The following is a 22,705-nucleotide window of genomic DNA, read 5'->3' as shown; positions in this document are numbered from 1 at the left end:
TGGCATGTCGCCGGTACCCGCAAAGACCATCGGCCCGCGGACAACGGACCGGGTACCGGCGACGTAGAGGGAGCAGCCACCATGACCGACACGCCTCCCGTCCACGGCTTCGCCCCCACGGTGGTGGGCGTGGCCCTCAGCGACTGCACACCACAGGACGCGGCCACGGTCCTGCGCGTGCTGTGCACCGCCTTCCCCTCCGACCGCACGTCCACGGAGCGGCCCGACGACGACGCCACGGTCTGGCTCACCACCGTGGACGCCGCCTCCCTGCCGGAGCCCTCGGAGGCGAAGCCGCTGTCCGAGGCGGTCACCGCGGACATCCAGGGCGGTCACGAGGTCCTGGACCATGTGTGCGCGGCGCTGGCGACCGCGTTCACCCTGACCGAGTCGACCGCCGCCTCCGGCGACCAGGAACAGGAAATGCACATGCGGCTGACGACGCGGCACTGACCGGGAATCAGGCGTGGGGCGGCGGGTGTTGGTCCAGGCGACCGCCCCCGGGACAGCACCGCCCGCCTGAAAGGCCCTGCCGCCATGACGAACACCGCGCCGACCCCGGCCGCCGAAGTGCTGCACTACACCGCGTTCTCGACGAGCCCCGACGGCGGCAACGGCGCGGGTGTCGTGCTCGACGCGACCGGGCTCGGCGAGCGGGAGATGGTCGCGATCGCCGCCGACCTCGGCTACTCGGAGTCCGCGTTCCTCACGCCGGGGCCCGATTCGCAGGACAAGCGGTCCTTCACGCTGCGGTACTTCAGTCCCAAGGCGGAGGTCGACTTCTGCGGCCACGCCACCGTCGCCGCCGCGGTGGCGCTCGGCGAGCAATTCGGCACGGGGGACTTCGAGTTCCACACCGCGGCGGGGCTCGTCCCGGTCACCGTCACCAGCGACGGCGGCGTCCTGAAGGCCACCCTCACCAGCGTGGAGCCGCGCGTCGACGAGGCGGCACCCGAGGACGTGCGGGAGGCGCTCGCCGCGCTCGGCTGGCGGGCCGACGAGCTGGACTCCGCCCTGCCGCCGAGGATCGCCTTCGCGGGCGTGCGGCACCTGGTCCTCGCCGCCGCCACCCGCGAACGGCTGGCCGATCTGGACTACGACTTCGACGCCCTGCTGACCCTCATGCGCCGCCTCGACCTGACGACCGTGCAGCTGGTGTGGCGCGAGAGCGCGACCACCTTCCACGTGCGCGACCCGTTCCCGGTCGGCGGTGTCGTGGAGGACGCCGCCACGGGCGCGGCGGCCGCCGCCTTCGGCGCGTACACCCGCGCCCTGGGCCTGGTGCCCGAGGCTGCGCACCTGACGCTGCACCAGGGCCACGACATGGGCCGTCCGTCCCTGCTGGAGGTCGACCTGAGCACGGCGGACCGCAGGGTGCGGGTGTCCGGCGCGGCCGTCCGCGTCCAGTGCTAACCTTTCGAAGGCCGTGCGAGAGAACGAGGAGGTGGTACCCGTGAACGAATCGACGTGGGTGCTCTCCTCCAGGGTCACGGTCGGGCGATAGGTCGTCGCCCGGGAGCGCCGTATCTGAGCTCTCCCGAAAGGCACGACCATGCACTTCACTTCTGAACAGCGCCTCGACGACGATGTCGTCGAGCGCGCCTTCACCCTCGGCGACATCCCCGGCTTCCTGTGGACGCCCGCCTCCGCGTCGGCGTCCGCGCCGGTCCCGCTGATCCTGCTGGGCCACCCCACGCTCGGCCTGGACAGGATGTACCCGCGACTCGTGGCCAGGGCCCGGCGCTCGGCGGCGGAGGGCTTCGCCACCGCGACCATCGAGCTCCCCGGGTGCGGCGACCGGCCCCGTTGGCCCGCCGCCGAACAGGCACGCGCCGACCTGCGCCGGGTCCTCCAGGCCGGGGAGCCGGTCGGCGACGAGATCGTCGACGCCGTCATCCTCCCGCTCGTCGACCAGTCGGTCCCCGAGTGGCGGGCCGCCCTGGACGACCTGCTCGCCCAGCCGGAGATCGGCGGCCCGGTCGCCTACTCGGGCGGCGTGATCTCCATCGGTGTCCGCCTCGCGGTGGTCGAACCGCGGATCGTGGCCGCCGGCCTCTTCGCCGGAAGCTTCGTGCCCCGCGCCATCCTCGAGGAGGCCCGCCGGGTCACCATCCCGCTGCACGTCCTGCTGCAGTGGGACGACGAGGGCAACGACCGGCAGGCGGCCCTCGACCTGTTCGACGCCTTCGGCTCCAAGGAGAAGACGCTGCTGGCCAACATGGGCGGACACACGGGCGTCCCGCAGTCCGCGGGGGAGGACGCGGCCGCGTTCTTCGCCCGGCATCTGCGGTAGCCGCACGTCACGTCCCGTAGGAGACATTCACCTCGCGGAATCCCAGGGAGCGCAGCAGGCCGCGCAGCATCTCGGCCGTGTTCCGCTCCGCGCGGCCCGTGAGGTGGCTGTCCCGCGCGGCCTCCCCGATGTGCCGGGCGGCGAGTTGGCGCACCGCCTTCTCGTCGCCCGGGTTGTCGGAGAAGAGGTCGCCGAGCCGGTCGAGCAGGCCGCGCTGCTTCGCCACGGCGTACGAGCGGTCCGTGTCGAGCACGGGCGCGGCGAGCCGGGCGTGCGGCAGGCGCAGCGACGCGGACGTGCGGTCGTCGTTGACGCGGACATCGCCCGATCCGAGCCGGCCCAGGTCCACGTACGCGTTCACGCTGCCCGCGCCGATGTAGAGCGTGCGCGTGCCCTGGACGGCGTCCGGCAGGTACTTGGAGTCCTTGTCCAGGTCGACCACCACCTGGTAGTTTCCGGCCGCGGCGTCGTAACGGCTCAGATCCCGCACGGACTTGAGCAGCGCGGGGCCCGAGCGGTCGTGCGTCTCGGAGCCGAACATGTCGTCCAGGCGGTGCACCATGCTCAGGCCGGTGAACACGACCGCGAGCACCACGAGGAGCACGAACGCCGCCTTCGCCCACAGGGGGAGTCGTGCGGCCCTCGCCCACCGGGGCAGTACGGACCTCGTCGTCATGGAGAGGCCTCCTTCCCATGACTACGAAATGCCACGGGGGGCGCCGATCATGCCCTTTTCAGGTAGCCGAGAACCGTCGTACGTACCTTTTCTGCCACGGTGTCTCAACCGCCTCACGCCTGTAGTGCTCACGTACGTAGGCGACGGCCACGTCGGCCGGGACTCCGTCCAGCACCGCTAGACACGCGAGCCCCGTTCCCGTACGACCGCGTCCACCCGCGCAGGCGAGTTCCACCCGCTCCCGCGCGCAGCGCCGCCATGCCTCGGCGAGCACGGTACGCGCGCGTGCCCGGTCGGCGGGGAGCCGGAAGTCGGGCCAGCGCAGCCAGGTCGACTCCCAGTCCACGGGCGGGGGTTCGGCCCCCAGCAGGTACACCCCGTACGTCGGCAACGCCCCGGCCGGCAGCGGATCGCGCAGCCCTCTGCCGCGCACGAGGCGCCCCGAGGGAAGTCGCAGCACACCGGGCGCCCCGGCCTCCCACGTCACCGCCGTCACCGCGCGTCCTTCGCCGCCGACAGCAGGAACGCGGCCATCCGGCGCGCCCGCCCGAACGCGTCCGGGAACACGTTCAGGCCGTCGGAGACCAGCGCTCCCTCGTGCAGCAGCATCAGGGAACGCCCCAACTCCCTTGCGGAGTCCGGCGCCACGTCCTTCGCAAGCCGGGTGAACAGCTCCAGCATCCACCGCTTCTGACCGGTGATCACCGCGTACGCGGGGTGCGCCGGGTCGCTGATCTCCGCGTGCGCGTTGACCATGCTGCAACCCTTGCCGCTGTTGTCGCGCATCCACTCCTGGGAGGCGTCGAAGACGGCCAGCACCCGGTCGGCGGGGGAGAGTTCGGCGTCCTCGTGGTGCCGGGCGAGATACGCGCGCCAGCGGGCGTCGCGGGTCGCCAGGTAGTCCACGACGATCTGCTCCTTCGAGCTGAACCGGTCGTAGAGCGTCTTCTTCGTGACGCCCGCCTCCGCCGCGATCAGGTCCACGCCCACCGCGTGGATGCCGCGCTCGTAGAACAGCCGCGAGGCGGTCTCCAGGACCCTGCGCGCGGCCGGTGTGAGGTCGGGCCGAGCGGGGTCGACGGCCGGCGGGACGGGATTCGTCGTCGTAGGCATGACTCCAGGGTATACCGATCTGTATAGTAGCGTCAGGTATACCGATCTGTATACCTGGGTCGTACGGCCCTTCCCTGCACCCGATCACGCGAGGCGGTGGCCGCACCATGAACGTCCTTCTGTCCATCGGATTCGTCCTGACCTGGAGCTCCGGCTTCATCGGGGCCAAACTCGGCGCCGGCGACGCGAGCGCCGTGACCACACTCATGTGGCGGTTCCTGCCGCTCGCGCTGGTCCTCGGCGCCGTCGCGCCGGCGGCCGGCCGGGAGCGATGGCGCGGGCTCGGGGCGCGCACCGTCGGACGGCAGGTCGTCGTCGGCGCTCTCTCGCAGAGCGGCTATCTGCTGACCGTCTACTCCGCCATCCAGCTCGGCGTCTCCAGCGGCACCACCGCCCTCATCGACGGCACCCAGCCCCTGGTCGCGGGCGCCCTCGCCGGACCGCTGCTGCGCCAGTACGTCACCGCGCGCCAGTGGCTCGGCCTGTGCCTGGGCCTCGCCGGGGTCGTGGTCGTCACCACCGCCGACGCGGGCGCCGTCACCGGCGTGCCCTGGTGGGCGTACGGGGTCCCGTTCCTCGGGATGCTGTCACTGGTCGCGGCCACCTTCGTGGAGAGCCGCTCGCGCACCCGGGTCGAACCGATGGTCGCGCTGACCGTGCACTGCGCCACCAGCGCCGTCGTCTTCACCGGCCTCGCCGTCGCGCTCGGCGAGGCGGCGCCGCCCGCCGAGCCGTCCTTCTGGCTGGCCGTCGCCTGGCTCGTCGGCCTGTCGACGTTCGGCGGCTACGGCCTCTACTGGCTCGTGCTGCGGCGCCGCGGCCTCACGCAGGTCAACACGCTGATGTTCCTGATGGCGCCCGTCACCGCCGTGTGGGGTGCGCTGATGTTCGGCGAGCCCTTCGGGGTCCGCACGGCGATCGGGCTCGTCCTCGGCCTCGCGGCCGTTGTCGTCGTACGGCTCGGCACGCGCGCGTACCCGCTACGGAGCGGCCGTGACCAGGTGGCGGTTGGGGAGCACCGCCGCGTCCGCCAGCTCGGGGACCTCCACCACGGTGACGCCCGCTGAGGCGAGCAGCCCGATCCCGTCGGCGCCCGGCACGAAGGTGTCCGGCTCCCGCCAGGCCGTCACCACGCGGCGCACCCCCGCGTCGACGATGAGCCGGGCGCACGGCCTGGGACGCGAGGCACGGTGGGCGCACGGCTCCAGGCTGCTGTAGACGGTGGCCGTGGCCAGGCGCGGATCGTCGGCGGCGAGCTTGCCGAGCGCGGCCTCCTCGGCGTGCACCACCGGGTCCTCGCCCTCGCGGGAGTGACCGCGCGCCAGTTCCGTGCCGTCGTCCGCGACGACCACGGCGCCGACGCTGAACGCGGTCCTCGACGACGGGCACTCGGCGGCCAGTTCGCAGGCGAGGCGCAGCCAGTGCCGGTCCGCGGCGGTGGCCGCCCCCGAGGTCCCGGGGACGGTCGGCGCGTACCGGGTGACGATCACGTCCCCGACCCGCTCCGTGGCAAGGACCCGCATCCGGCTGCGCGGCCCGCCCGGGTAGGAGCCGGGGCCGAGCAGGCGCGGTGCGCCCGGCTCGCCGACCACCAACGGGGCGACGGCGAGCCGCAGTTCGTCCGCGAGCCCCAGTTGCAGCAACTGGGTGTGCACGCGCGCACCGCCCTCGACGAGCAGCCGCCGCACACCGCGCGCGCCGAGGTCGTCGAGGAGCGCCGCCCAGTCGAGGTGCGGGCCGAGCTCCACCACGTCCGCCGCGCCGCCCACGCGCGTGCGCGCGAGCGAGGCACCGGATGTCGTCGTATACACGAGCCGTTCGCCGCCCGTGGTCCAGAACGGGTCACCCGGGTCCAGGTCTCCCGAGGCCGTCACCGCCACCTTCAACGGGTAGGCGGGCCGCCCGTCGTCGAACCGCTTGGCGCGCCGCTGCGGGGAGTTGACCAGCAGCCGGGGCCGGTCCGCGCGCAGCGTCCCCGCCCCGACGAGGATCGCGTCGCTCGCCGCCCGCACCGCGTCCACCCGCTCGAAGTCCTCCGCGCCAGACAGCAGCAGCCGCTCGGGACCGGTGTCGTCGAGGCACCCGTCGAGCGACACGGCGGCGGACAACAACACGTGGGGGCGGGACATGGCGACTCCGTGACCAGGTGGTTCGTACGCCCAGAGCCTATCGGGACGCGGGTGGTGTGCCGTCGCCGAACGGGCGCCCGCCCAGCTTCTCGCGCCCATGAGGGGTCTCCCAGCCGGACGGATCAGGGCCGAGCGGCACGATCCGCGTGGGGTTGATGCCGGTGTGCACCTGGTAGTAGTGCCGCTTGATGTGGTCGAAGTCGACCGTGTCCCCGAAGCCGGGCGTCTGGTACAGATCGCGCGCGTACGCCCACAGGACCGGGTCCTCGGCCAGCTTGTTGCGATTGCACTTGAAATGGCCGTGGTAGACGGCGTCGAAGCGGACCAGCGTCGTGAACAGCCGGACGTCCGCCTCCGTGATCGTGTCGCCGACGAGGTACCGCTGCCCGGCGAGCCGCTCCGACACCGTGTCGAGGCGCGCGAACACGTCCCGGTATGCCTCCTCGTAGGCGTCCTGCTCGCTCGCGAACCCGGCGCGGTACACGCCGTTGTTCACGTCCCGGTAGATGCCGTCCATCACCTCGTCGATCTCGTCGCGCAGCTGCTCCGGGTACAGATCGGGCGCGCCGTCCCTGTGCAGCGCCGTCCACTCGGTCTCCAGATCCAGCGTCAGCTGCTGGAAGTCGTTGGTGACGAGCTTCCCGGACGGGACGTCGACGATCGCCGGTACGCTGACGCCGCCCGGATACCCGGTCTCGCGCGCGTCGTAGGCCTCGCTGAGGTAGCGGATGCCGAGCACCGGGTCGCGGTCGCCGGGGTCGAGCGTGAAGCGCCAACTGCGGTCGTCCTGGATCGGATCGGTGACCGCGAGCGAGAGCGCGTCCTCCAGGCCGAGGAGCCGGCGCACCACCAGGGCGCGGCTCGCCCACGGGCAGGCCTTGCTCACGACGAGCCGGTAGTGGCCCGCCTCCACCGGCCAGCCGTCGCGGCCGTCGGCGGTGATCCGGTCGGTGAAATGACTGCGGGACCGCTTGAATGCCTTCTTGCCGTACGAGGCGTTGCCGGGCACGTGGGTCTCCCTCCGGGGTCTGACACGATCCGTGCGCCCGAGCCTGCCCGAGGAACGGCCCGCGCACCACCGCGCCGGAGGCGGCTGTCAGCGGCCGATGAGAAGGTCGCAGTGGGCATTGACCGCGATGGCACGGAAGGCGCAGGCATGACGACCACCACCGGCAGCTACCTCACCCTGGACGACGGCCGTCCCGCCGTCCGGTTCACCCGCACGTACGCGAAGCCGATCGACCGCGTCTGGCGGTACGTCACCGATCCGGTGGACCTCGCGCACTGGTTCCCGTCCAAGTTCGAGGCGGGCGAGCTGAGCCCGGCGGCGACGATCCGGTTCTTCGACGACCCGAACATGCCGGAGTCCGTGGGCACGGTCGTCGCGGCCGAGCCCCCGCGCCACTTCTCGTTCACGTGGGGAGGCGACGAGCTGCAGTACGACCTGGAGGAGCGCGGCGACGGCGGCACGCATCTGACGCTCACCAACGTGCTGCAGAGCGCGGACGCGGCGGCGCGCAACGCGGCGGGCTGGGAGGTCTGCCTGCTGGCCCTCGACGCGGCGGACCGCGGCGAGCCGCTGTCCGAGGACCACACGGGAGCGACGCCGCCGTGGAAGGCGCTCTACGACGCCTACACGGCGGCCGGCTTCCCGTCCGGAGCGCCCGTGCCCGGCCTGGACGAGGAGTCCTGAGCCGCCCGCCCCGCGTGCGCGCGCAGTCACCGTCTGAATAGCGGGATCCCACGAACGGGCGCAAAATCGGACGCATGTCCTTTATGTCCGCGAGTGTGACGTGGCTCGGACTCGGCCTCACGGTCGGTACCGCGGGACTGGTGACCTACGGTCTTGCGGCGCTCCCGTGCGGGGCTTCGGTCCGGCAGGAGGATGCCGAGGCGGTCTGCCGCCCGGCCAAGCGGACGGCGCTCGCCCTCGGTGCGCTCGGCATCGCGGCGTTCGTCGTCGGGACGGTGTTCCTGTTTCTGGATCTGACGAACTTCGGCTGAGCGTGGCCGGGGAACGCTTCCGGAATTTTTTTCGCGGAAGCCGTCACACATCCGTCGTGGCGCGTGTCGTAGCAGTGAGAGCCACGTATCGATTGAAGGAGTACTCCATGACCAGCGGTCAGCACACGATCATCGCCCCCGTCCGCGACCTCGCCGCCGCCAAGGCCGTCTACACCAAGCTGCTCGGCGTGGAGCCCTCCTCGGACGAGGCCTACTACGTGGGCTACGACGTGGCGGGACAGCACTTCGGCCTGAATCCGAACGGGCACCAGCAGGGCATGACGGGCCCCGTGGGCTACTGGACCGTCGACGACATCGCGGGGACGGTCAAGTCCCTGGTCGAGTCCGGTGCCGAGGTCGTCCAGGACGTCACGGAGGTCGGGCCCGGCCGGCGGATCGCCTCCCTGAAGGACGCGGACGGCAATGTCTTCGGGGTGCTCCAGGACAGCTGAGCGCTCAAGGAACGACGGTGGGGCCGGGCCCGAAGGCCACGGCCCCACCACTCGATCCCGTTCTACTGGTCACCGCTCCCGTAGGGGCGTGTGATCACTTCCATGCCGTGCTGCGAGGGGTCCATGAAGTACACGCCACGGCCCCCGTCGTTGTGGTTGATCTCGCCCAGCTGCTTGCCGTGCGGATCCGCGTAGTACGTGAGCCCCGCGTCCTTGATGCGCTGGAAGATCCCGTCGAACTCCTCCTCGGTGACGAGGAAGGCGTAGTGCTGCATGACGATGGACTCGGCGGGGATCGTCGCGAAGTCCAGGGTCACGCCGTTGCTGAGGTCGAGCGGGACGAACGGGCCCCAGGTGTCGCCGGCTTCGAGTCCCAGGATGTGCGCGAGGAACTCGGCGGACTCCCGGTTGTCCCGGGCGTGAACGATGGTGTGATTGAGCTGAACTGCCATGGTGGATTGCCTCCAGAAGGCAACTCCGGCACCTCCATGCCTCACCCGGACGGTGACCGACACGCGATGCTGCCGGGGATCCTAACCACGGGGCGGCGCTCGGGGCCAGTACGTTTCCGGCTTCGGTGTCAGTCCAGGACGAGCTCCGGGTCGTACATGTCGATCCAGAGCGCCAGGTCGAGCGTGCGCTCCAGGCCGCGCCGCGAGGCCTGCATGATCTGCGGGCTCTCGCGGTGGGCGAGGGCGCTGAGCCGATCCCGGTCGACGATCTCGAAGACCCGGTGCGAGGGCTTCGCGAGCAGGTCCTTGGCGTGCTCCTGGAGCGCGAGGGCGTACTTGGGGTCCTGGGTCGACGGGTACGGGCTCTTGACCCGCTCGTACACGGACGTCGGCAGCACGTCCGCCGTCGCCTCGCGCAGCAGGCTCTTCTCGCGCCCGTCGAACGACTTCAGCGCCCATGGCGTGTTGTAGACGTACTCGACGAGCCGGTGGTCGCAGAACGGGACACGCACTTCGAGGCCCACCGCCATGCTCGCCCGGTCCTTGCGGTCGAGCAGGACCCGCACGAAGCGGGTCAGGTGCAGGTAGCAGATGCGGCGCATCCGGTACTCGAAGTCGCTCTCGCCCTCCAGGCGTTCGATGTCGCGCACCGCCTCGGTGTAGCTGTCGGCGGTGTACCCCTCCAGGTCGAGCCGCTTGGCGAGTTCGGGCCTGATCACGTCCGAGTCGTCACCGATGTGCCGGCCCATGCTCACCAGCCACGGGAACGCCTCCGCGGTGCGGGCCTCCTCGTCGAAGAACTGGAGGTAGCCGCCGAACACCTCGTCCGCCGACTCGCCGGACAGGGCGACCGTCGAGTGCTCGCGGATGGCCTTGAACAGCAGGTACAGGGAGGCGTCCATGTCGCCGAGACCCGCGGGAAGGTCGCGTGCCCGGATGACGCGGGAGCGCACCTCGGGGTCGGCGAGCGCGTTCGAGTCCAGCACGATGTCCTGGTGGTCGGTGCCCGACGCCTGCGCCACGTCGTGCACGAAGGGCGTGTCCGGCGTGCCGCGAAGTTCGTCGGCGACGAAGTTCTCGGCCTGGCCCAGGAAGTCGACGGCGAAGCTGCGCACCGTCTCGCCCTGACCGCCCAGTTGCTGGGCGGCGATCGCCGTCATCGCGGAGGAGTCGAGGCCGCCGGACAGGAGCGTGCAGCGCGGCACGTCCGAGACGAGCTGGCGGCGCACGATGTCGTCGAGCAGCTCGCGCACCTTGGCGACGGTCGTCTCCTGGTCGTCGGTGTGCGGCTTCGTCTCCAGCGTCCAGTACGCGCGCTGTCGCAGCCCCGTACGGTCGACGGTGACGACCGTGCCGGGCTCGACTTCGTTCATCCCGTCCCACACGGCATGTCCCGGAGTCTTCACGAACGTGAACAACTCGCGCAGTCCGTCCAGGGTGACCCGGCGGGCGGCGTTCGGGTTGGCGAGGATCGCCTTGGGCTCGGAGCCGAACAGTACGCCGTCCGGCGTCTCGTAGAAGTAGAAGGGCTTGATGCCCATCCGGTCGCGGATCATGACGAGCTTGTCGGTGCGGCCGTCCCAGACGGCGAACGCGTACATGCCGTTGAGGCGGCCGGGCAGGTCCTCGCCCCATTCGAGGTAGCCGTGCAGCACCACCTCGGTGTCCGAGTCCGTGCGGAACTCGTGGCCGAGGCCCTCCAGTTCGGCGCGCAGCTCGGTGTAGTTGTACGTCTCGCCGGAGTACACCAGGGCGACGTTGCCTTCCGGCGTCTCGACGGTCATGGGCTGCCGGCCGCCCGGCAGGTCGATGATGGCGAGCCTGCGGTGACCGAGCGCCGCGGGGCCCTCGATCCAGGTGCCGCGGTCGTCGGGACCGCGGCACTCCATGGTCTGGGTCATCGCATCCACTGTCTCGGCCGAGGCCCGCAGGTCACGGTCGAAGGAAACCCAGCCGGTGATGCCACACATAACGCTTCCTCCTGCTCGCCGTACGGCCGTGGCCAACCGGGGGCAACAAGTTGTACACGGCATCTATGTGTCGAGCGTGTGTCATGGCGGCGGGGTCGGTCAATGTCCCCGTAACGCGCCGAAGGCGCCCGACCGAGCGGTTTCAGCCGCCGGTCGTGACGCCAATCGGAATGATCCCCTTCGCAAATCCCTTGTACTGGGGGCCTCCTGGAAAAAGTTGCCTTGGGCGACCAGGGTGATCCGGCCACGGGCAAAGAATTGATCAATCCTGTGCCGGGACCGCCGCCGTCTCAGCAAGTGACCCGTCGAAGGTCGCCGCCGCGAGCCCGAACGACAGCGTCATGCCGATCCCCGAGGTCACCGAGAGTGCCCGCACGCCCGGCGCCACCTCGCGCACGAGCAGGGGGCCGCGAGGGCTGCTGGCGTAGATGCCCTGCCAGCGTTCGGTCACCCGCACCGAGGGGACGCCCAGGACGCGGGAGGCCTCGCGCAGCAGCAGCTCCGTCGTCGCCTCGTCCTGGAAGGGGATCTCGGTGGCGTCGTACGCGTGGGAGTCGCCGACCAGGGCCGTACCGTCGGGCAGCCGTGTGAACATCACGTTGGCGACCACGTCCAGCAACTCGGGGCTGTGTACGGTGACTTCGGTGCGCAGGCGGTCGGTCGAGGGCATCGCCGTGAAGCCGTCGTAGCGCAGCATCGACGTCGCGGTCAGCACCGCCGAGTCCGTCCGGAAGGCGTCGGGCGCGGCCACCCGCGCCATCGACAGGCGGCAGCGCTCGATGCCGTGCGCCTCGGCCTGCTCCGGATACAGGCGGTCCAGGTCGTGGCCGACGCAGAGCAGGACCCGGTCGCCGTGCACGGGGCCGCGGCTGGTGTGCACCGTGCCGGACTCCACGCCGACCACGTTCGTGCCCCAGGTGATCGTCACGCCGGGCTGCTCGGCCAGCCACTCGGCGAGCCGCGGAGCCGCCTCGCGCGGGTCGACCCGCAGGTCCGCGGGGAGCAGTGCGCCGCCGACCAGGTCCGCGCGCCCCTCGGCGGAGCGGCCCAGCGCCTCGCCCACCTGGTCGCGCGTGCGCAGCCGCACCGCGTCCGCGCCGCGCTCCTCGCGCAGCTCCTCCAGGACCGCCAGCTCGGTCGCCGAGCGTGCCACCACGAGCGCGCCCGCCTCCGGCGCCCACAGGTCGGCCGACTTGGCGGCGTCCAGCCAGCCGGTGCGCGAGCGCAGCGCGAGGTCGAGGAGTTCGCCGCGCTGCGCCGTGACGCAGCAGTGGCCGAAGTTGCGCACGGAGGCGCCCACCGGCCGCCGGTCCCGCTCGACCACGGTGACGCTGAGCCCCCGGCGCACCGCCTCGAAGGCGTGGGCGAGGCCGACGATGCCGGCGCCGACCACGACGAGGTCGCTGCGGTCGCGGGGGAGAGCGGCGGATGGCGCTGATGCGTTGTTCATGGCACCCACCCTGCGGATCGCCCGCCGCCACTCGCAAGGGTTGTCTATACAAGTTTCCTCATTGTTTACCAGCTGTGTGCCGGGGCCGCCCTTGCCCAGCTCGGCGTCGGGCTGAGAAACTCGACTTGTGAAGACAAGTAGTGAGCAGGGGCCGCTGTACCAGCGGCTCGGTGCCGAGTTCCGGCGACGCATCGAGGCGGGGGAGTGGGCCGAAGGGGCGCCCGTGCCCAGCGAGGCGCAGCTGTGCGAGGAGTTCGGGACTTCGCGCGGCCCTGTGCGCCAGGCGCTCGCGCAGTTGCGGGCCGACGGCCATCTGGTCGGCGGCCGCGGCAAGCCGCCCGTCGCGCGCAGGGTCACGCCCTCCCAGCCGTTCGCCTCGCTGATGTCGTTCACGCAGTGGGCCGAGTCGATCGGGCGGACCCCCGGCCAGCACACCATCGAGGTGGCCCGGCGCCGGGCGAGTCCCGAGGCCGCCGCGCGCCTGGGGCTCGACGAGGGCGCGCCTGGCGTCGACCTCGTCCGGCTGCGCCGGCTCGACGGGGTGCCCGCGATGGTCGAGCGCTCCACGTTCGTCCTCGACGTCGGCCTGCACCTGTTCGCGGTCGACCCGGACGAGGGCTCGGTCTACGAGGCGCTCACCTCGTGCGGCGTCGACCTGGACCGCGCGCGGCACACCATCGACGCCGTCGCGGCCGACTCCCGGGACGCCGAACTCCTCGGTGTCGATCCGGGCCAACCCCTGCTCCGCGTACGGAGGTTGGCGTACACCGTCGATGGCAGGCCCGTCGAGTACGCGGACGACCGCTATCTGCCGTCCATGGCCACGTTCACCATCGAGAACACCATGGACGGCCGCACCGTCGCGGCCCGCGGCGGCAGCACAGACACCAGCACCACACGTGAGGAAGCCCAGTGATCGATCTCGCCGTCTTCGACATGGCAGGCACCACCATCGACGAGCACGGGGCCGTGTACGACGCGCTGCGGCACGCCGTGGAGGCCACCTGTGTCCGCGTCGATCCGGTCGACCTGCAGACCTGGATGGGCACCGACAAGCGCGAGGCCATCGCCGCCCTCGTCCGCATCGGCGGCGGCGCCCCCGACGCGGAACTGGTCGAGAAGCAGTACGAGACGTTCAGGGCCTACCTGCGTGAGAGCTACGCGCAGCAGCCGCCGGAGCCGATCGCCCAGGCCGACAAGGCACTTGAGGAGCTGCGCGGCCGAGGTATCAAGGTCGCCCTCACCACCGGATTCAGCGCGGACGTGGCCCTGCCCCTGCTGGAATCGCTCGGCTGGTCCACCGAGGAGGGCGGCAACCTCGACGCGGTCGTCACCTCCGACGAGGTGCCCCGGGGCCGCCCCGCCCCGTACATGATCCAGCGCGCCATGGAGAAGACCGGGACCGTCGATGTGCGCAAGGTCCTCGTGGCCGGCGACACGGTCGTCGACCTGGAGGCCGGGTTCAACGCGGGCGCGGGCGTCGTGGTCGGCGTGCTCACGGGGCAGCTCACCCGTGAGCAGCTCGAAGCCCACCCGCACAGCTACGTGTTGGACGGCGTCGCCGACCTTCCCGGCCTCCCGGAGACGGCGCCCGCTAGCTGAGCGCCGCGTCCACGATCGCCTGCGCCTCGCTCTGCACCTGGGCGAGGTGTTCGGCGCCGTGGAAGGACTCGGCGTAGATCTTGTACACGTCCTCCGTGCCGCTGGGCCGGGCCGCGAACCAGGCGTTCTCGGTGGTGACCTTGAGGCCGCCGATGGCCGCGCCGTTGCCCGGCGCCTCGGAGAGCCGGGCCGTGATCGGCTCGCCCGCGAGGGTGTCGGCGGTGATCGCGTCGCCGGTCAGCTTGGCGAGCCGGGCCTTCTGCTCCTTCGTCGCCTTCGCGTCGATGCGCGCGTACGCGGCGCCCGACGCGCCGTGCTCGGCGGCGAGTTCGGCGTAGTACACCGACGGCGTCTTCCCGGTGACGGCGGTGATCTCGGCGGCGAGCAGGGCGAGTAGGATGCCGTCCTTGTCGGTGGTCCACACGCTGCCGTCCTTGCGGACGAAGCTCGCCCCGGCGCTCTCCTCGCCGCCGAACGCCACCGAGCCGTCGACCAGGCCCGGCACGAACCACTTGAACCCGACGGGGACCTCGACGAGTTCGCGGCCCAGTGTGGCGGCGATCCGGTCGATGACGGCCGACGACACGAGCGTCTTGCCGACGGCCGCGGTCGCCGACCACCCGGGCCGGTGGCTGAACAGGTAGTGGATGGCGACGGCCAGATAGTGGTTCGGGTTCAGCAGGCCCGCGTCGGGGGTGACGATGCCGTGCCGGTCGGCGTCCGCGTCGTTGCCGGTCAGCAGGTCGAAGTCGTGGCGCCGTGCGAGGACCGAGGCCATCGCGGGGGCCGAGGACGGGTCCATCCGGATCTTGCCGTCCCAGTCGAGCGTCATGAAGCGCCATGTCGGGTCGGTCTCCGGGTTCACCACGGTCAGGTCGAGCCCGTACTTCTCGGCGATCCGCGCCCAGTAGTGCACGCTCGCCCCGCCCAGCGGGTCGGCGCCGACCCGCACACCGGAGGTGCGGATGGCGTCGATGTCGATGATGTCCGCGAGGTCCTCGACGTAGCGCTCACGGAAGTCGTACGGCTCCCAGGCGGCGTCGCGGACCGTGTGCGGCGCCCAAGTCGGTTCCTCGAGAAGCACGTTGGCGCGGTCGGCGATCCATGAGGTGGCCCGGGAGTCGGCGGGGCCACCGTGCGGAGGGTTGTACTTGAAGCCGCCGTCGCGGGGTGGGTTGTGGCTCGGGGTGATCACGATGCCGTCGGCGCGCTCGGCCGTCTCGTCCCGGTTCCAGCGCAGGATCGCGTGGCTGAGCGCGGGCGTCGGCACGAAGTCCTCGTGCGCGTCGGCCAGCACCCGCACGCCGTGCGCCGCGAGGACGCCGAGCGCGGTCTTCAGCGCGGGGTGCGACAGGGCGTGCGTGTCCGGGCCGATGAAGAGGGGGCCCGTGATGCCCTCCGCGGTGCGGTGCTCGACGATCGCCTGGGTGATCGCCGCGATGTGCTTCTCGTTGAAGGCCCCGTCGAGGCTGGAGCCGCGATGGCCGCTCGTGCCGAAGACGACGCGCTGCTCGGGGCGCGTGACGTCGGGCTCGCGCGTGTAGTACGCCTCGATCAGCTCGTCGACGTCGATGAGATCGCCCGGCAGGGCGGGGGTTCCTGAGCGCTCAGCAGTCATGGAAGTAGTCTCCCACCTGCGCCTATGAAGAAAAGTGGGCGGCACAGGCGGGAGACGGGTTCCGGACGATCGTTTGCCGGGTGGACGCTCAGCCCTCTCCGGACTCCTGCTGGTTCTTCACGATCTCGGAAAGGACCGCGAGCACCTGGGACTCGGCCTGGTCCTTCACGATGCCGAGGCCGGCGAGCAGCCCCGAACCGTTCTCGTGCTCCAGGAGCGCGAGCAGGATGTGCTCGGTGCCGACGTAGTTGTGGCCGAGGCGCAGCGCCTCGCGGAACGTCAGCTCCAGGGCCTTCTTGGCGTCCGCGTCGAACGGCACCAGGGCCGGCATGTCCTCGGCCTTCTCGGGCAGTTCGGCCGTCGCGGCCTGCCGAACGGTGTCCAGGAGCACGTCCTGCGCGAGGATCGCCCGCGCCGCGAGGCCCTCCGGCTCGTGCAGCAGGCCGAGCACCAGGTGCGCGGGGGTGATGGTGGGGTTGCTCGCGGCGCGGGCCTCGTTCTGCGCGGAGACGATCACGTTGCGGGCGCGGTCGGTGTAGCGGTTGAAGCCCTGGCTGGGGTCGAGGTCGGACTCGGAACCCTTGGCCACGAAGCGCTTCTGCGCGGCCTGGCGGGTGACTCCCATGCTCTTGCCGATGTCGGTCCAGGAGGCGCCGGAGCGGCGGGCCTGGTCGACGAAGTGGCCGATCAGATGGTCGGCGATGTCGCCGAGGTGGTCCGCCGCGATGACGGCGTTCTGGAGCTGGTCGAGCGCGTCGGTGTTCGACTTCTTGATGGCGTCGATGAGGTCGTCGAGGCGAACGGACGGGGTGCCGCCGGAATTGGTCATGATGCAACCGTAGGTTGACACTCCCGCAGCGTCAACCCGACGTTGACACCCTTGTGGGTGGCTCACACCAGTGGCGGATTCAGCTGCCGGAACCCGTCCTGGGTCCGGTATGGGTAGTACGGATACGGGGTCTTGGTCTCGCTCGCCGCGTCCAGCTTCGCGATCTGCTCCGGCGTGAGCTCCCAGCCGATGGCGCCCAGGTTCTGCGTCAGTTGCTCCTCGTTGCGGGCGCCGATCAGCACCGTGGAGACCGTGGGCCGGCGCAGCAGCCAGTTGATGGCGATCTGCGGGATCGCCCTCCCGGTCTCCTCTGTGATCTCGTCGAGCGCGTCCAGTACCCGGTACAGGTGTTCGTCCTCGATCGGCGGCCCGAACTGCGCGGTCTGATGGAGCCGGCTGTCGGCGGGCAGCGGCCGCCCGCGCCGGATCTTCCCGGTGAGCCGCCCCCAGCCGAGCGGGCTCCACACCACGGCGCCGACGCCCTCCTCCTTGGCGAGCGGCATCAACTCCCACTCGTAGTCCCGGCCGACGAGCGAGTAGTACACCTGGTGCGCGGCGAACCGCGGCCGCCCGTGCTTCTCCGCCTCGGCGAGCCCCTTCATCAGCTGCCAGCCCGCGTAGTTGGAGACGCCGGTGTAGCGGATCTTGCCCGCCCGGACCAGGTCGTCGAGCGTGGCCAGGACCTCCTCGACCGGGGTGCTCGCGTCGTACGCGTGCAACTGGAAGAGGTCGATGTGGTCGGTGTCGAGGCGCCGCAGTGCGGCATCGACGGACGCGATGAGCCGCGAGCGCGACACCCCCGCGTCATACGGCCCCTCGCCGGTCGGCAGTGCGGCCTTGGTGGAGATGAGCGCCTGGTCGCGCCGACCCTTGAGGGCGGCGCCGAGCACTTCCTCGGAGGCTCCGTCCGAGTAGACGTCGGCGGTGTCGAACAGGGTGACCCCGTGGTCCAGGCTCATGTCGACCATCCGCCGTGCCTCGTCGACTCCGGCGGTGCCCCGGGCGGAGAACAGGGGTCCGCGCCCGCCGAAGGTCCCGGCCCCGAAGCTCAACGCCGGAACCTTCAGGCCGGACGTCCCCAACTGTCGGTACTCCATGACGCTCTCCCTGCTAATGGTTTGCCAGTCCCGTTAGGGCGTGCCAGAACACTAGCAGGGCGTCGGCGATAATGGAACCATGGTCCCTTTAGGTTCGCGTCTCCGCGATGTCCTCGGCCGGGTACGCCGTCCGCTTGCTCTCGCTCAGCAGGCGCTCGAAGAACCCGTCGAACACCGCGAGCGCCGGCGTGTCCGGCAGGATCCGCCAGTGGTACGTCAGAGGAAACCCGTCGTGGGCGCCGGAGAGCACCCAGTTCGTGGTCATCACGTGCATCGCGAGTTCCCGCCACGCGCCGAACCCGGACGAGTCGACGCCTTACTGGCAGAAGCCGGGCAGCCCGAAGAGATTCGCGGTCGAGCGCAGGTGTTCCGGCCGCAACTCCCGCTCGGTGAGCGGAACCCGCTTCACGAACACGGGAACGCCCCCGACGTCGAGCACGCCGGAGCGCCCGCCGATTCCCGCCCCACCGGACCGCGCGCCCGCGACGTGAAGGGGTGGCCGGGCGGGCGGGCCCGGCCACCCCATCCTGCTGCGGTGCCGATCGTCTACGGCAGCGAATTTATCGTGAACGTGGATGTCGTATTGCGGACGTCCACCGCGTTGTCGCTCAACTTCAGGTTGTGGAAGATGACTTCGCCGACCGCCGGGCCCTGCCCCGCCTCGGGCATCTCGTTCGCCCACAGGCCGAAGCCGGACTTCGCGTCGTAGGCGTCACCGCTCTTGCGGGCGCCGGAGATCGTCACGTCCGTGAGGATCGTGTCCTTGATGGGGTACTGGGGCTGTCCTCCCACGTAGTTGGTCTGGAACATGATGCCGCTGTACGTCGGGTCGACGATGTCGACGTCCTTGACCCGGATTCCCTGGAACACCTTCGACGCCGAGAACATCCAGATCCCGGGGAAGGTCTGCCCACCCCAGAAGTGGCCGCCGGAGCGGACGATCGAGGTGTTCTCCAGCGTCGTCGGCGCCGTGCCGAAGCCGTTCATCGGGTAGCCGAAGTCGAGGGAGCTGATGGTGACTCCGGAGTAGACGAGGGTGTCGGCGATGAGGATGTTGCGGAACGTGTTGTCGTAGCCGCCGTACACGGCGATGCCCGCCGCCCGCCACGTCAGCAGCGAGGTCAGGTTCTCGTACACGTTGTCCTTCTCGTCGGCGCCGCCCGCGTCGATCGCCGAGAACAGCGCGAAGCTGTCGTCGCCGGTGGCCCGCGACTCGTTGTTCACCACGTGGTTGTCCGTGGATCCGTTGGTCATGTTGACGCCGTCGGCGAAGGTGTCCCGGATCCGGGAGTTCTTGATGGTGATCCGGTCGGTGTTGGCGCCCCAGTACAGGCACACCGTGTGCTCGTTCCAGATGTCGTCGATGGTGATGTCGGCGACGTTCGAGAAGTCGAAGACCTTGCCAGGGCCGTCGATCCGCGACGTGTAGTTCCCGAAGAAGGAGAAGTGCGCGAACGTCGATCCGTTGGCACTCGCCTCGGCCCGGAAGCCCGCGTCCGTGTTCTCCTGCGAGGACGGTGTGTGGAAGCGCGTGAACCATGGGCCCGCGCCGACCACCTTCACCGCCTTCCCGTACACCTGGAACTTGTTCGACGTCTCGTAGTCACCGGCCGGCAGATAGACCCCGACGAGCTTGCCGCTCGTGTCCATCCGCACCTTGTCGAGCGCGTCCTGCACCGCCTGGTGCGAGAACCCGTTCGGCACCGCGTACGCCGCCGGGTCCGGGTTGGGGAGCTCCTTCGACTCCTCCAGGTTGATGAAGTCGATCGCATACGTGGAGTCGTTCGCGGTGTCCTTCTGCAGGCGGATCCTGCTGCCCTGGGGGCCCGTCGTGCCGAGCAGCAGGCTCGCCTCGTCGTAGACGTGCCGGGGTGCGCCGGCGCCGGGGGAGTTGCCCGGACCGGTCTCCGAGCCGTACAGCCACGCGTACTTCGACGTCAGGTCGACGGCCTTCAGGAACCTGCCGTCCACGTACACGTTCAGCGTGGAGTTCCTGCCCCCGCCGCCCGCCGCGTCCGGCATGGAGAAGCGCGTGACGAGCGTGTTCGTCGGCGCCTTCGTGGTGAACTCGACGTAGCTGCCGGTCGATTCGAGCGTGACCGCCTTGCGGCCCGAGGCCTCGCCGGCAACATCGCCGACGGTCCGGTTCGGGCCGACGACCTTCGCGCCGCCGCCGACCGTGCCGTCCTCCGCCTCGTACGTGTCGTACGGCATGCTCGCGCCGCGCCCCACGAACAGGGGCTGCGTGGACGTGTTGTTGGCGCGCTTGACCGCGAGTTCGTTCGCGTCGTCGGCGATCACCGTCTTCACCGTGAACTTGCCCTTGCCCGCCGTCCAGGTGCCCAGCTTCACGGGCGGCGTGGTGTCACCGGCCGCGATCGCACCGTCGTGGGAACCGTTGAGTGTCTTGACGACATTCCCGCCGGAGTCCGTGACGGTGAGCGTGATGTCGTGCCCGCCGCTCGCGCTCGACTGGTTGCCCTGGTTCTTCAGGGCGACCGAGAAGTCGACCGTGTCGCCCTCCGTGGGTGCGCTCGGGGACCACGCCACGGGGGAGGCCACCAGGTCCGCACTCGTCACCGGCTTTACGACCAGGTTCGTCGGGCTGGTGTAGTGGTTGTTGGCCTCGTCGCGCTCCACGACAAGACGGCTCGCGTCGACCACCGCGCCGACCTGGTACGAGCCCGCCTCGTGCGCGCCGATGTCCGCGCTGACCGTGGCGGACGCACCGGCGGCGAGCGCGCCCACCGAACCCGTACCCACCTTCTTCGAACCGAGCTCGAAGTCGATGTCGGTGGCGTCGGCGGCCTCCGTGCCTGCATTGCGTACCGTCGCCGACAGGCTGACCTTGTCGGACTCGACCGGCGCCTCGGGCTTCGACGTGATGCCCGTGACCACCAGGTCCGGGTTCGGGGCCGGCTCGCCGAGGACTTGGAACTCCGCCAACTGGCCCGCCGATCCGCCCGAGTTGGCGGTGAAGACGAGCCGGACGTCCGCGACGCGCGCGGTCAACGGCACCGTCACCTTGTTGCCGCCCGCCGGATCGAAGCGGTACTCCTTCGGTTCGGCCAGCCGCGTGAACTCCGACGCCTGCTGCTCGCGCCCGAGCACCTCGATCCTCTGTGTGCGGGCCGACCATGCCGCGTCCGGGCTCAGCTTCAGGGCGAGCGAGGAGACGTCCGCGTTGGCGCCCAGCTTCACGGTCAGGGTGTTCGGGTACGAGCCCGGGGCGCCCTCCCAGTACGTGCTGGTGTCGTCGTCCACCGCGTTGTCCGCGACGTACGTGTACACGGACGACGACGCGGACACCGGCTTGCCGACCGCCAGATTCGCGGTCTCGGTGGTCGAGCCGTTGCGGGTCACGGAGTTGCTGTTCGCCGACTGGTTGCCCGCCGCGTCCTTGGCGCGCACGTGGTACGTCACCGTCGCCGATGCCGGCTGGGTGTCGGTGTACGAAGTGGTGTCACCAGGGACGGACTTGAGAAGCTTGTCGTTCGCGTAGATGTCGTAGCCGGTCACCTTCACGTTGTCCGTCGAGGCCCGCCAGTCGAGCTTGACCTGGCCCGTCGTCCCCTCGGTGAAGGAGAGGCCGCCGGGAGCGGTGGGTGCCTGCGTGTCACCCGAATCGCCCTTGCGGGTGACGGAGTTGCTGTTCGCCGACTGGTTGCCCGCCGCGTCCTTGGCGCGCACATAGTACGTGAGCGTGGCCGACGCGGGCTGGGTGTCCGTGTACGTGAGGGTGTCACCGTCGACCGAGGCGCGCAGCTGCCCGTCCGCGTAGACGTCGTAGCCGATGACCTTCGTGTCGTCCGTGGATGCCTTCCATGTCAGCTCGATCCGGCCGGTCGAGGGCTCCTTGTAGGCGAGGTCCCCGGGCGCCGTCGGTGCCTCGGTGTCGCCGGTCGTCGGCCCGTACACCTCCAACTCACCGAGCTGTCCCGCTGGTGGACGCGTGTTGGCCGTCACCAGGACGCGAACGTAGCGCGTGGTCACCGCGTCGAACGTGATGTCCTGCCGCTGTCCGTCGGCCGCGCTGAACTCGTACGCCTTCGACGCCGCCAGATCGGTGAAGTCCGAGCCGTTGGTGCTGCCCTTGACCGCGAGCGTCTGCGTCCGGGGCTCCCAGGACGGCGGCAGGCGCAGCACCACCCGGTTCACCCGCACCGAGGCGCCGAGGTCCACCTGGATCCACTGGGGGAGTGCGTCGTTCTTGCTCTCCCAGTAGCTCGACGGGTCGCCGTCGCCCGCGTTGGCGGCCGCGTACGCCTGCGTGACGGAGTCGGCCGTGAACGTCTTGCCGCGCGCCAGGTTGACCGACGAGTCGGCGGCCCCGTGCACCTCAAGATCCGCCAACTGGGCCGCCTTCCAGCCGGTGTTGGCGGTGACGACGATCCGCACGTACTTGGTCTGCGTGGCGGGGAAGGGGATGTTCACCGTGTTGCTGGTGCCGGGCGAGAACGTGTACGGCGCCGAGGGCTTGAGCGTGTCGAACGTCGTGCCGTCCGTGCTGCCCTGCACCGAGAGCGTCTGCGTCCGGCTCTCCCACGCGGCCGGCAGGCGCAGCGTCACCTCGTCGACGCGGGCCGTGGAACCGAGGTCCACCTGTGCCCACTGCGGCCGGTCGGCGCCCGAACTCTCCCAGTACGTCGAGGGGTTGCCGTCCGAGACGTTCCCCGACCCGTACCCCGTTTTCGCGCTGCTCGCCCTGGTCTGCGCCCCCGCCGCGAGGTTGGGCCCGCCCGCGGCCTGCGCGGTCACGGCGGGCAGGCCGAGGAGCGCCAGAGTGAGGACGAGGAACCCCGCCGCGGCTCCCCGCCACCCCCGTCTCCCCTTGGATCTGAACACGCACTGTCCGAACATGCCTCTCCTGTCCATGCGCCGTTGTGAGCGAATTGAAGGACGTGCATCAAGTTCTTGCGTTCAGTTGTTGGAGAATTGCAGAGGCATGTAGCTGAGTCCACTGTTTGAACAGAGAGAGTTGCGGTGAGGGAGACTCGAACCGCCACGATCCGACGCACCA

Annotated in this window: 21 protein-coding genes and 1 pseudogene; 9 read left to right on the top strand and 13 right to left on the bottom strand. The window is 70.5% G+C overall.

Features of this window, described 5'->3' with window-relative positions; translation table 11 throughout:
* Nucleotides 1-81: 81 nt before the first annotated feature.
* The 3 genes from ACIA8D_RS21545 to ACIA8D_RS21535 all read left to right on the top strand — a co-directional run bounded on the left by ACIA8D_RS21545 (nucleotide 82) and on the right by ACIA8D_RS21535 (nucleotide 2,293).
* Nucleotides 82-453: a hypothetical protein gene (locus tag ACIA8D_RS21545; protein WP_399234429.1), complete on the top strand. Its 372-nt coding sequence runs from the start codon at nucleotides 82-84 to the stop codon at nucleotides 451-453.
* Between the two features lie 84 nt (nucleotides 454-537).
* Nucleotides 538-1,413 carry a PhzF family phenazine biosynthesis protein gene (locus ACIA8D_RS21540; RefSeq protein WP_399234427.1) on the top strand — a complete coding sequence of 292 codons (876 nt, stop codon included), beginning with the start codon at nucleotides 538-540 and terminating at the stop codon, nucleotides 1,411-1,413.
* 139 nt (nucleotides 1,414-1,552) lie between these two features.
* Nucleotides 1,553-2,293 (top strand): alpha/beta hydrolase, encoded by a 741-nt coding sequence (locus ACIA8D_RS21535; RefSeq protein WP_399234425.1) that lies wholly within the window; start codon nucleotides 1,553-1,555, stop codon nucleotides 2,291-2,293.
* A 7-nt stretch (nucleotides 2,294-2,300) separates the two neighbouring features.
* Here the strand turns inward: ACIA8D_RS21535 and ACIA8D_RS21530 are convergent, their stop codons facing one another.
* Genes ACIA8D_RS21530 through ACIA8D_RS21520 form a run of 3 tightly spaced genes read right to left on the bottom strand, consistent with a single transcriptional unit; the run spans nucleotide 2,301 to nucleotide 4,082 of the window.
* The gene (locus ACIA8D_RS21530) at nucleotides 2,301-2,969 is read right to left on the bottom strand and encodes a DUF4230 domain-containing protein (RefSeq protein ID WP_399234423.1); all 669 of its coding nucleotides are present in this window, start codon (nucleotides 2,967-2,969) and stop codon (nucleotides 2,301-2,303) included.
* Nucleotides 2,970-3,027: 58 nt separating this feature from the next.
* Nucleotides 3,028-3,465, bottom strand: coding sequence for a protein phosphatase (locus ACIA8D_RS21525; protein WP_399234421.1), 438 nt, complete (start codon nucleotides 3,463-3,465; stop codon nucleotides 3,028-3,030).
* Entirely contained in the window at nucleotides 3,462-4,082 is a 621-nt protein-coding gene (locus ACIA8D_RS21520) for a TetR/AcrR family transcriptional regulator (RefSeq protein WP_399234419.1), read from the bottom strand. Before ACIA8D_RS21520 ends, ACIA8D_RS21525 begins: the two co-directional genes overlap by 4 nt.
* 107 nt (nucleotides 4,083-4,189) lie before the next feature.
* Between ACIA8D_RS21520 and ACIA8D_RS21515 the strand changes: the two genes are divergently transcribed.
* Nucleotides 4,190-5,149 (top strand): DMT family transporter, encoded by a 960-nt coding sequence (locus ACIA8D_RS21515; protein WP_399234416.1) that lies wholly within the window; start codon nucleotides 4,190-4,192, stop codon nucleotides 5,147-5,149.
* Here the strand turns inward: ACIA8D_RS21515 and ACIA8D_RS21510 are convergent.
* Together ACIA8D_RS21510 and ACIA8D_RS21505 are read right to left on the bottom strand one after the other, a co-directional pair.
* Nucleotides 5,063-6,211 (bottom strand): dihydrofolate reductase family protein, encoded by a 1,149-nt coding sequence (locus tag ACIA8D_RS21510; protein WP_399234414.1) that lies wholly within the window; start codon nucleotides 6,209-6,211, stop codon nucleotides 5,063-5,065. The genes ACIA8D_RS21515 and ACIA8D_RS21510 overlap by 87 nt on opposite strands.
* Nucleotides 6,212-6,248: 37 nt before the next feature.
* Nucleotides 6,249-7,220 (bottom strand): glutathione S-transferase family protein, encoded by a 972-nt coding sequence (locus ACIA8D_RS21505; RefSeq protein WP_399234412.1) that lies wholly within the window; start codon nucleotides 7,218-7,220, stop codon nucleotides 6,249-6,251.
* Nucleotides 7,221-7,367: 147 nt separating this feature from the next.
* Between ACIA8D_RS21505 and ACIA8D_RS21500 the strand changes: the two genes are divergently transcribed.
* The 3 genes from ACIA8D_RS21500 (at nucleotide 7,368) to ACIA8D_RS21490 (ending at nucleotide 8,667) form a co-directional block, all read left to right on the top strand.
* Nucleotides 7,368-7,904 (top strand): SRPBCC domain-containing protein, encoded by a 537-nt coding sequence (locus ACIA8D_RS21500; protein ID WP_399234410.1) that lies wholly within the window; start codon nucleotides 7,368-7,370, stop codon nucleotides 7,902-7,904.
* A gap of 74 nt (nucleotides 7,905-7,978) precedes the next feature.
* On the top strand, nucleotides 7,979-8,215 hold the full coding sequence (locus ACIA8D_RS21495) for a hypothetical protein (protein ID WP_399234408.1): 237 nt from the start codon (nucleotides 7,979-7,981) through the stop codon (nucleotides 8,213-8,215).
* Nucleotides 8,216-8,322: 107 nt separating this feature from the next.
* Nucleotides 8,323-8,667, top strand: coding sequence for a VOC family protein (locus ACIA8D_RS21490; protein WP_399234406.1), 345 nt, complete (start codon nucleotides 8,323-8,325; stop codon nucleotides 8,665-8,667).
* Between the two features lie 62 nt (nucleotides 8,668-8,729).
* Here ACIA8D_RS21490 and ACIA8D_RS21485 read toward each other — a convergent pair whose 3' ends face one another.
* From ACIA8D_RS21485 to ACIA8D_RS21475, 3 genes are all read right to left on the bottom strand, one after another.
* The gene (locus tag ACIA8D_RS21485; protein WP_399234404.1) at nucleotides 8,730-9,119 is read right to left on the bottom strand and encodes a VOC family protein; all 390 of its coding nucleotides are present in this window, start codon (nucleotides 9,117-9,119) and stop codon (nucleotides 8,730-8,732) included.
* A gap of 128 nt (nucleotides 9,120-9,247) precedes the next feature.
* The gene (asnB, locus tag ACIA8D_RS21480; protein WP_399234402.1) at nucleotides 9,248-11,089 is read right to left on the bottom strand and encodes an asparagine synthase (glutamine-hydrolyzing); all 1,842 of its coding nucleotides are present in this window, start codon (nucleotides 11,087-11,089) and stop codon (nucleotides 9,248-9,250) included.
* 262 nt (nucleotides 11,090-11,351) lie between these two features.
* Nucleotides 11,352-12,539, bottom strand: a complete 1,188-nt coding sequence (locus ACIA8D_RS21475) for a TIGR03364 family FAD-dependent oxidoreductase (RefSeq protein WP_399234400.1) — start codon at nucleotides 12,537-12,539, stop codon at nucleotides 11,352-11,354.
* A 127-nt stretch (nucleotides 12,540-12,666) separates the two neighbouring features.
* Between ACIA8D_RS21475 and ACIA8D_RS21470 the strand changes: the two genes are divergently transcribed.
* Together ACIA8D_RS21470 and ACIA8D_RS21465 are read left to right on the top strand one after the other, a co-directional pair.
* Nucleotides 12,667-13,455: a GntR family transcriptional regulator gene (locus ACIA8D_RS21470; RefSeq protein ID WP_399234398.1), complete on the top strand. Its 789-nt coding sequence runs from the start codon at nucleotides 12,667-12,669 to the stop codon at nucleotides 13,453-13,455.
* Complete coding sequence (locus ACIA8D_RS21465) at nucleotides 13,452-14,141, top strand: phosphonatase-like hydrolase (protein WP_399234396.1); 690 nt, start codon at nucleotides 13,452-13,454, stop codon at nucleotides 14,139-14,141. The genes ACIA8D_RS21470 and ACIA8D_RS21465 overlap by 4 nt, the downstream gene beginning before the upstream one ends.
* Here ACIA8D_RS21465 and pgm read toward each other — a convergent pair.
* From pgm to ACIA8D_RS21440, 5 genes and pseudogenes are all read right to left on the bottom strand, one after another.
* On the bottom strand, nucleotides 14,134-15,759 hold the full coding sequence (pgm, locus tag ACIA8D_RS21460; RefSeq protein WP_399234393.1) for a phosphoglucomutase (alpha-D-glucose-1,6-bisphosphate-dependent): 1,626 nt from the start codon (nucleotides 15,757-15,759) through the stop codon (nucleotides 14,134-14,136). The genes ACIA8D_RS21465 and pgm overlap by 8 nt on opposite strands.
* 88 nt (nucleotides 15,760-15,847) lie before the next feature.
* Nucleotides 15,848-16,588: a Clp protease N-terminal domain-containing protein gene (locus ACIA8D_RS21455; protein ID WP_399234391.1), complete on the bottom strand. Its 741-nt coding sequence runs from the start codon at nucleotides 16,586-16,588 to the stop codon at nucleotides 15,848-15,850.
* Nucleotides 16,589-16,650: 62 nt separating this feature from the next.
* On the bottom strand, nucleotides 16,651-17,685 hold the full coding sequence (locus ACIA8D_RS21450) for an aldo/keto reductase (RefSeq protein ID WP_399234389.1): 1,035 nt from the start codon (nucleotides 17,683-17,685) through the stop codon (nucleotides 16,651-16,653).
* A 178-nt stretch (nucleotides 17,686-17,863) separates the two neighbouring features.
* A pseudogene (locus tag ACIA8D_RS21445) lies at nucleotides 17,864-18,211 on the bottom strand (hypothetical protein); the annotation flags it as partial.
* Between the two features lie 20 nt (nucleotides 18,212-18,231).
* Entirely contained in the window at nucleotides 18,232-22,545 is a 4,314-nt protein-coding gene (locus ACIA8D_RS21440; RefSeq protein ID WP_399234387.1) for a discoidin domain-containing protein, read from the bottom strand.
* Nucleotides 22,546-22,705 lie beyond the last annotated feature (160 nt).

The organism is Streptomyces sp. NPDC051684, assembly GCF_044453445.1.
Taxonomy (GTDB): Bacteria; Actinomycetota; Actinomycetes; order Streptomycetales; family Streptomycetaceae; genus Streptomyces.
The sequence above is the reverse complement of the archived record's forward strand: the minus strand, read 5'-3'. Positions and strand labels throughout refer to the sequence as shown.

Bases quoted from the DNA above. Each gene is read 5' to 3' on its own strand.
- ACIA8D_RS21520 (WP_399234419.1), bottom strand. From the start codon at position 4,082: ATGCCTACGACGACGAATCCCGTCCCGCCGGCCGTCGACCCCGCTCGG.
- ACIA8D_RS21475 (WP_399234400.1), bottom strand. From the start codon at position 12,539: ATGAACAACGCATCAGCGCCATCCGCCGCTCTCCCCCGCGACCGCAGC.
- ACIA8D_RS21535 (WP_399234425.1), top strand. From the start codon at position 1,553: ATGCACTTCACTTCTGAACAGCGCCTCGACGACGATGTCGTCGAGCGC.
- ACIA8D_RS21500 (WP_399234410.1), top strand. From the start codon at position 7,368: ATGACGACCACCACCGGCAGCTACCTCACCCTGGACGACGGCCGTCCC.
- ACIA8D_RS21515 (WP_399234416.1), top strand. From the start codon at position 4,190: ATGAACGTCCTTCTGTCCATCGGATTCGTCCTGACCTGGAGCTCCGGC.
- ACIA8D_RS21540 (WP_399234427.1), top strand. From the start codon at position 538: ATGACGAACACCGCGCCGACCCCGGCCGCCGAAGTGCTGCACTACACC.
- ACIA8D_RS21490 (WP_399234406.1), top strand. From the start codon at position 8,323: ATGACCAGCGGTCAGCACACGATCATCGCCCCCGTCCGCGACCTCGCC.
- ACIA8D_RS21510 (WP_399234414.1), bottom strand. From the start codon at position 6,211: ATGTCCCGCCCCCACGTGTTGTTGTCCGCCGCCGTGTCGCTCGACGGG.
- ACIA8D_RS21450 (WP_399234389.1), bottom strand. From the start codon at position 17,685: ATGGAGTACCGACAGTTGGGGACGTCCGGCCTGAAGGTTCCGGCGTTG.
- asnB (WP_399234402.1), bottom strand. From the start codon at position 11,089: ATGTGTGGCATCACCGGCTGGGTTTCCTTCGACCGTGACCTGCGGGCC.
- ACIA8D_RS21530 (WP_399234423.1), bottom strand. From the start codon at position 2,969: ATGACGACGAGGTCCGTACTGCCCCGGTGGGCGAGGGCCGCACGACTC.
- pgm (WP_399234393.1), bottom strand. From the start codon at position 15,759: ATGACTGCTGAGCGCTCAGGAACCCCCGCCCTGCCGGGCGATCTCATC.
- ACIA8D_RS21440 (WP_399234387.1), bottom strand. From the start codon at position 22,545: ATGTTCGGACAGTGCGTGTTCAGATCCAAGGGGAGACGGGGGTGGCGG.
- ACIA8D_RS21485 (WP_399234404.1), bottom strand. From the start codon at position 9,119: ATGGCAGTTCAGCTCAATCACACCATCGTTCACGCCCGGGACAACCGG.
- ACIA8D_RS21455 (WP_399234391.1), bottom strand. From the start codon at position 16,588: ATGACCAATTCCGGCGGCACCCCGTCCGTTCGCCTCGACGACCTCATC.
- ACIA8D_RS21545 (WP_399234429.1), top strand. From the start codon at position 82: ATGACCGACACGCCTCCCGTCCACGGCTTCGCCCCCACGGTGGTGGGC.
- ACIA8D_RS21495 (WP_399234408.1), top strand. From the start codon at position 7,979: ATGTCCTTTATGTCCGCGAGTGTGACGTGGCTCGGACTCGGCCTCACG.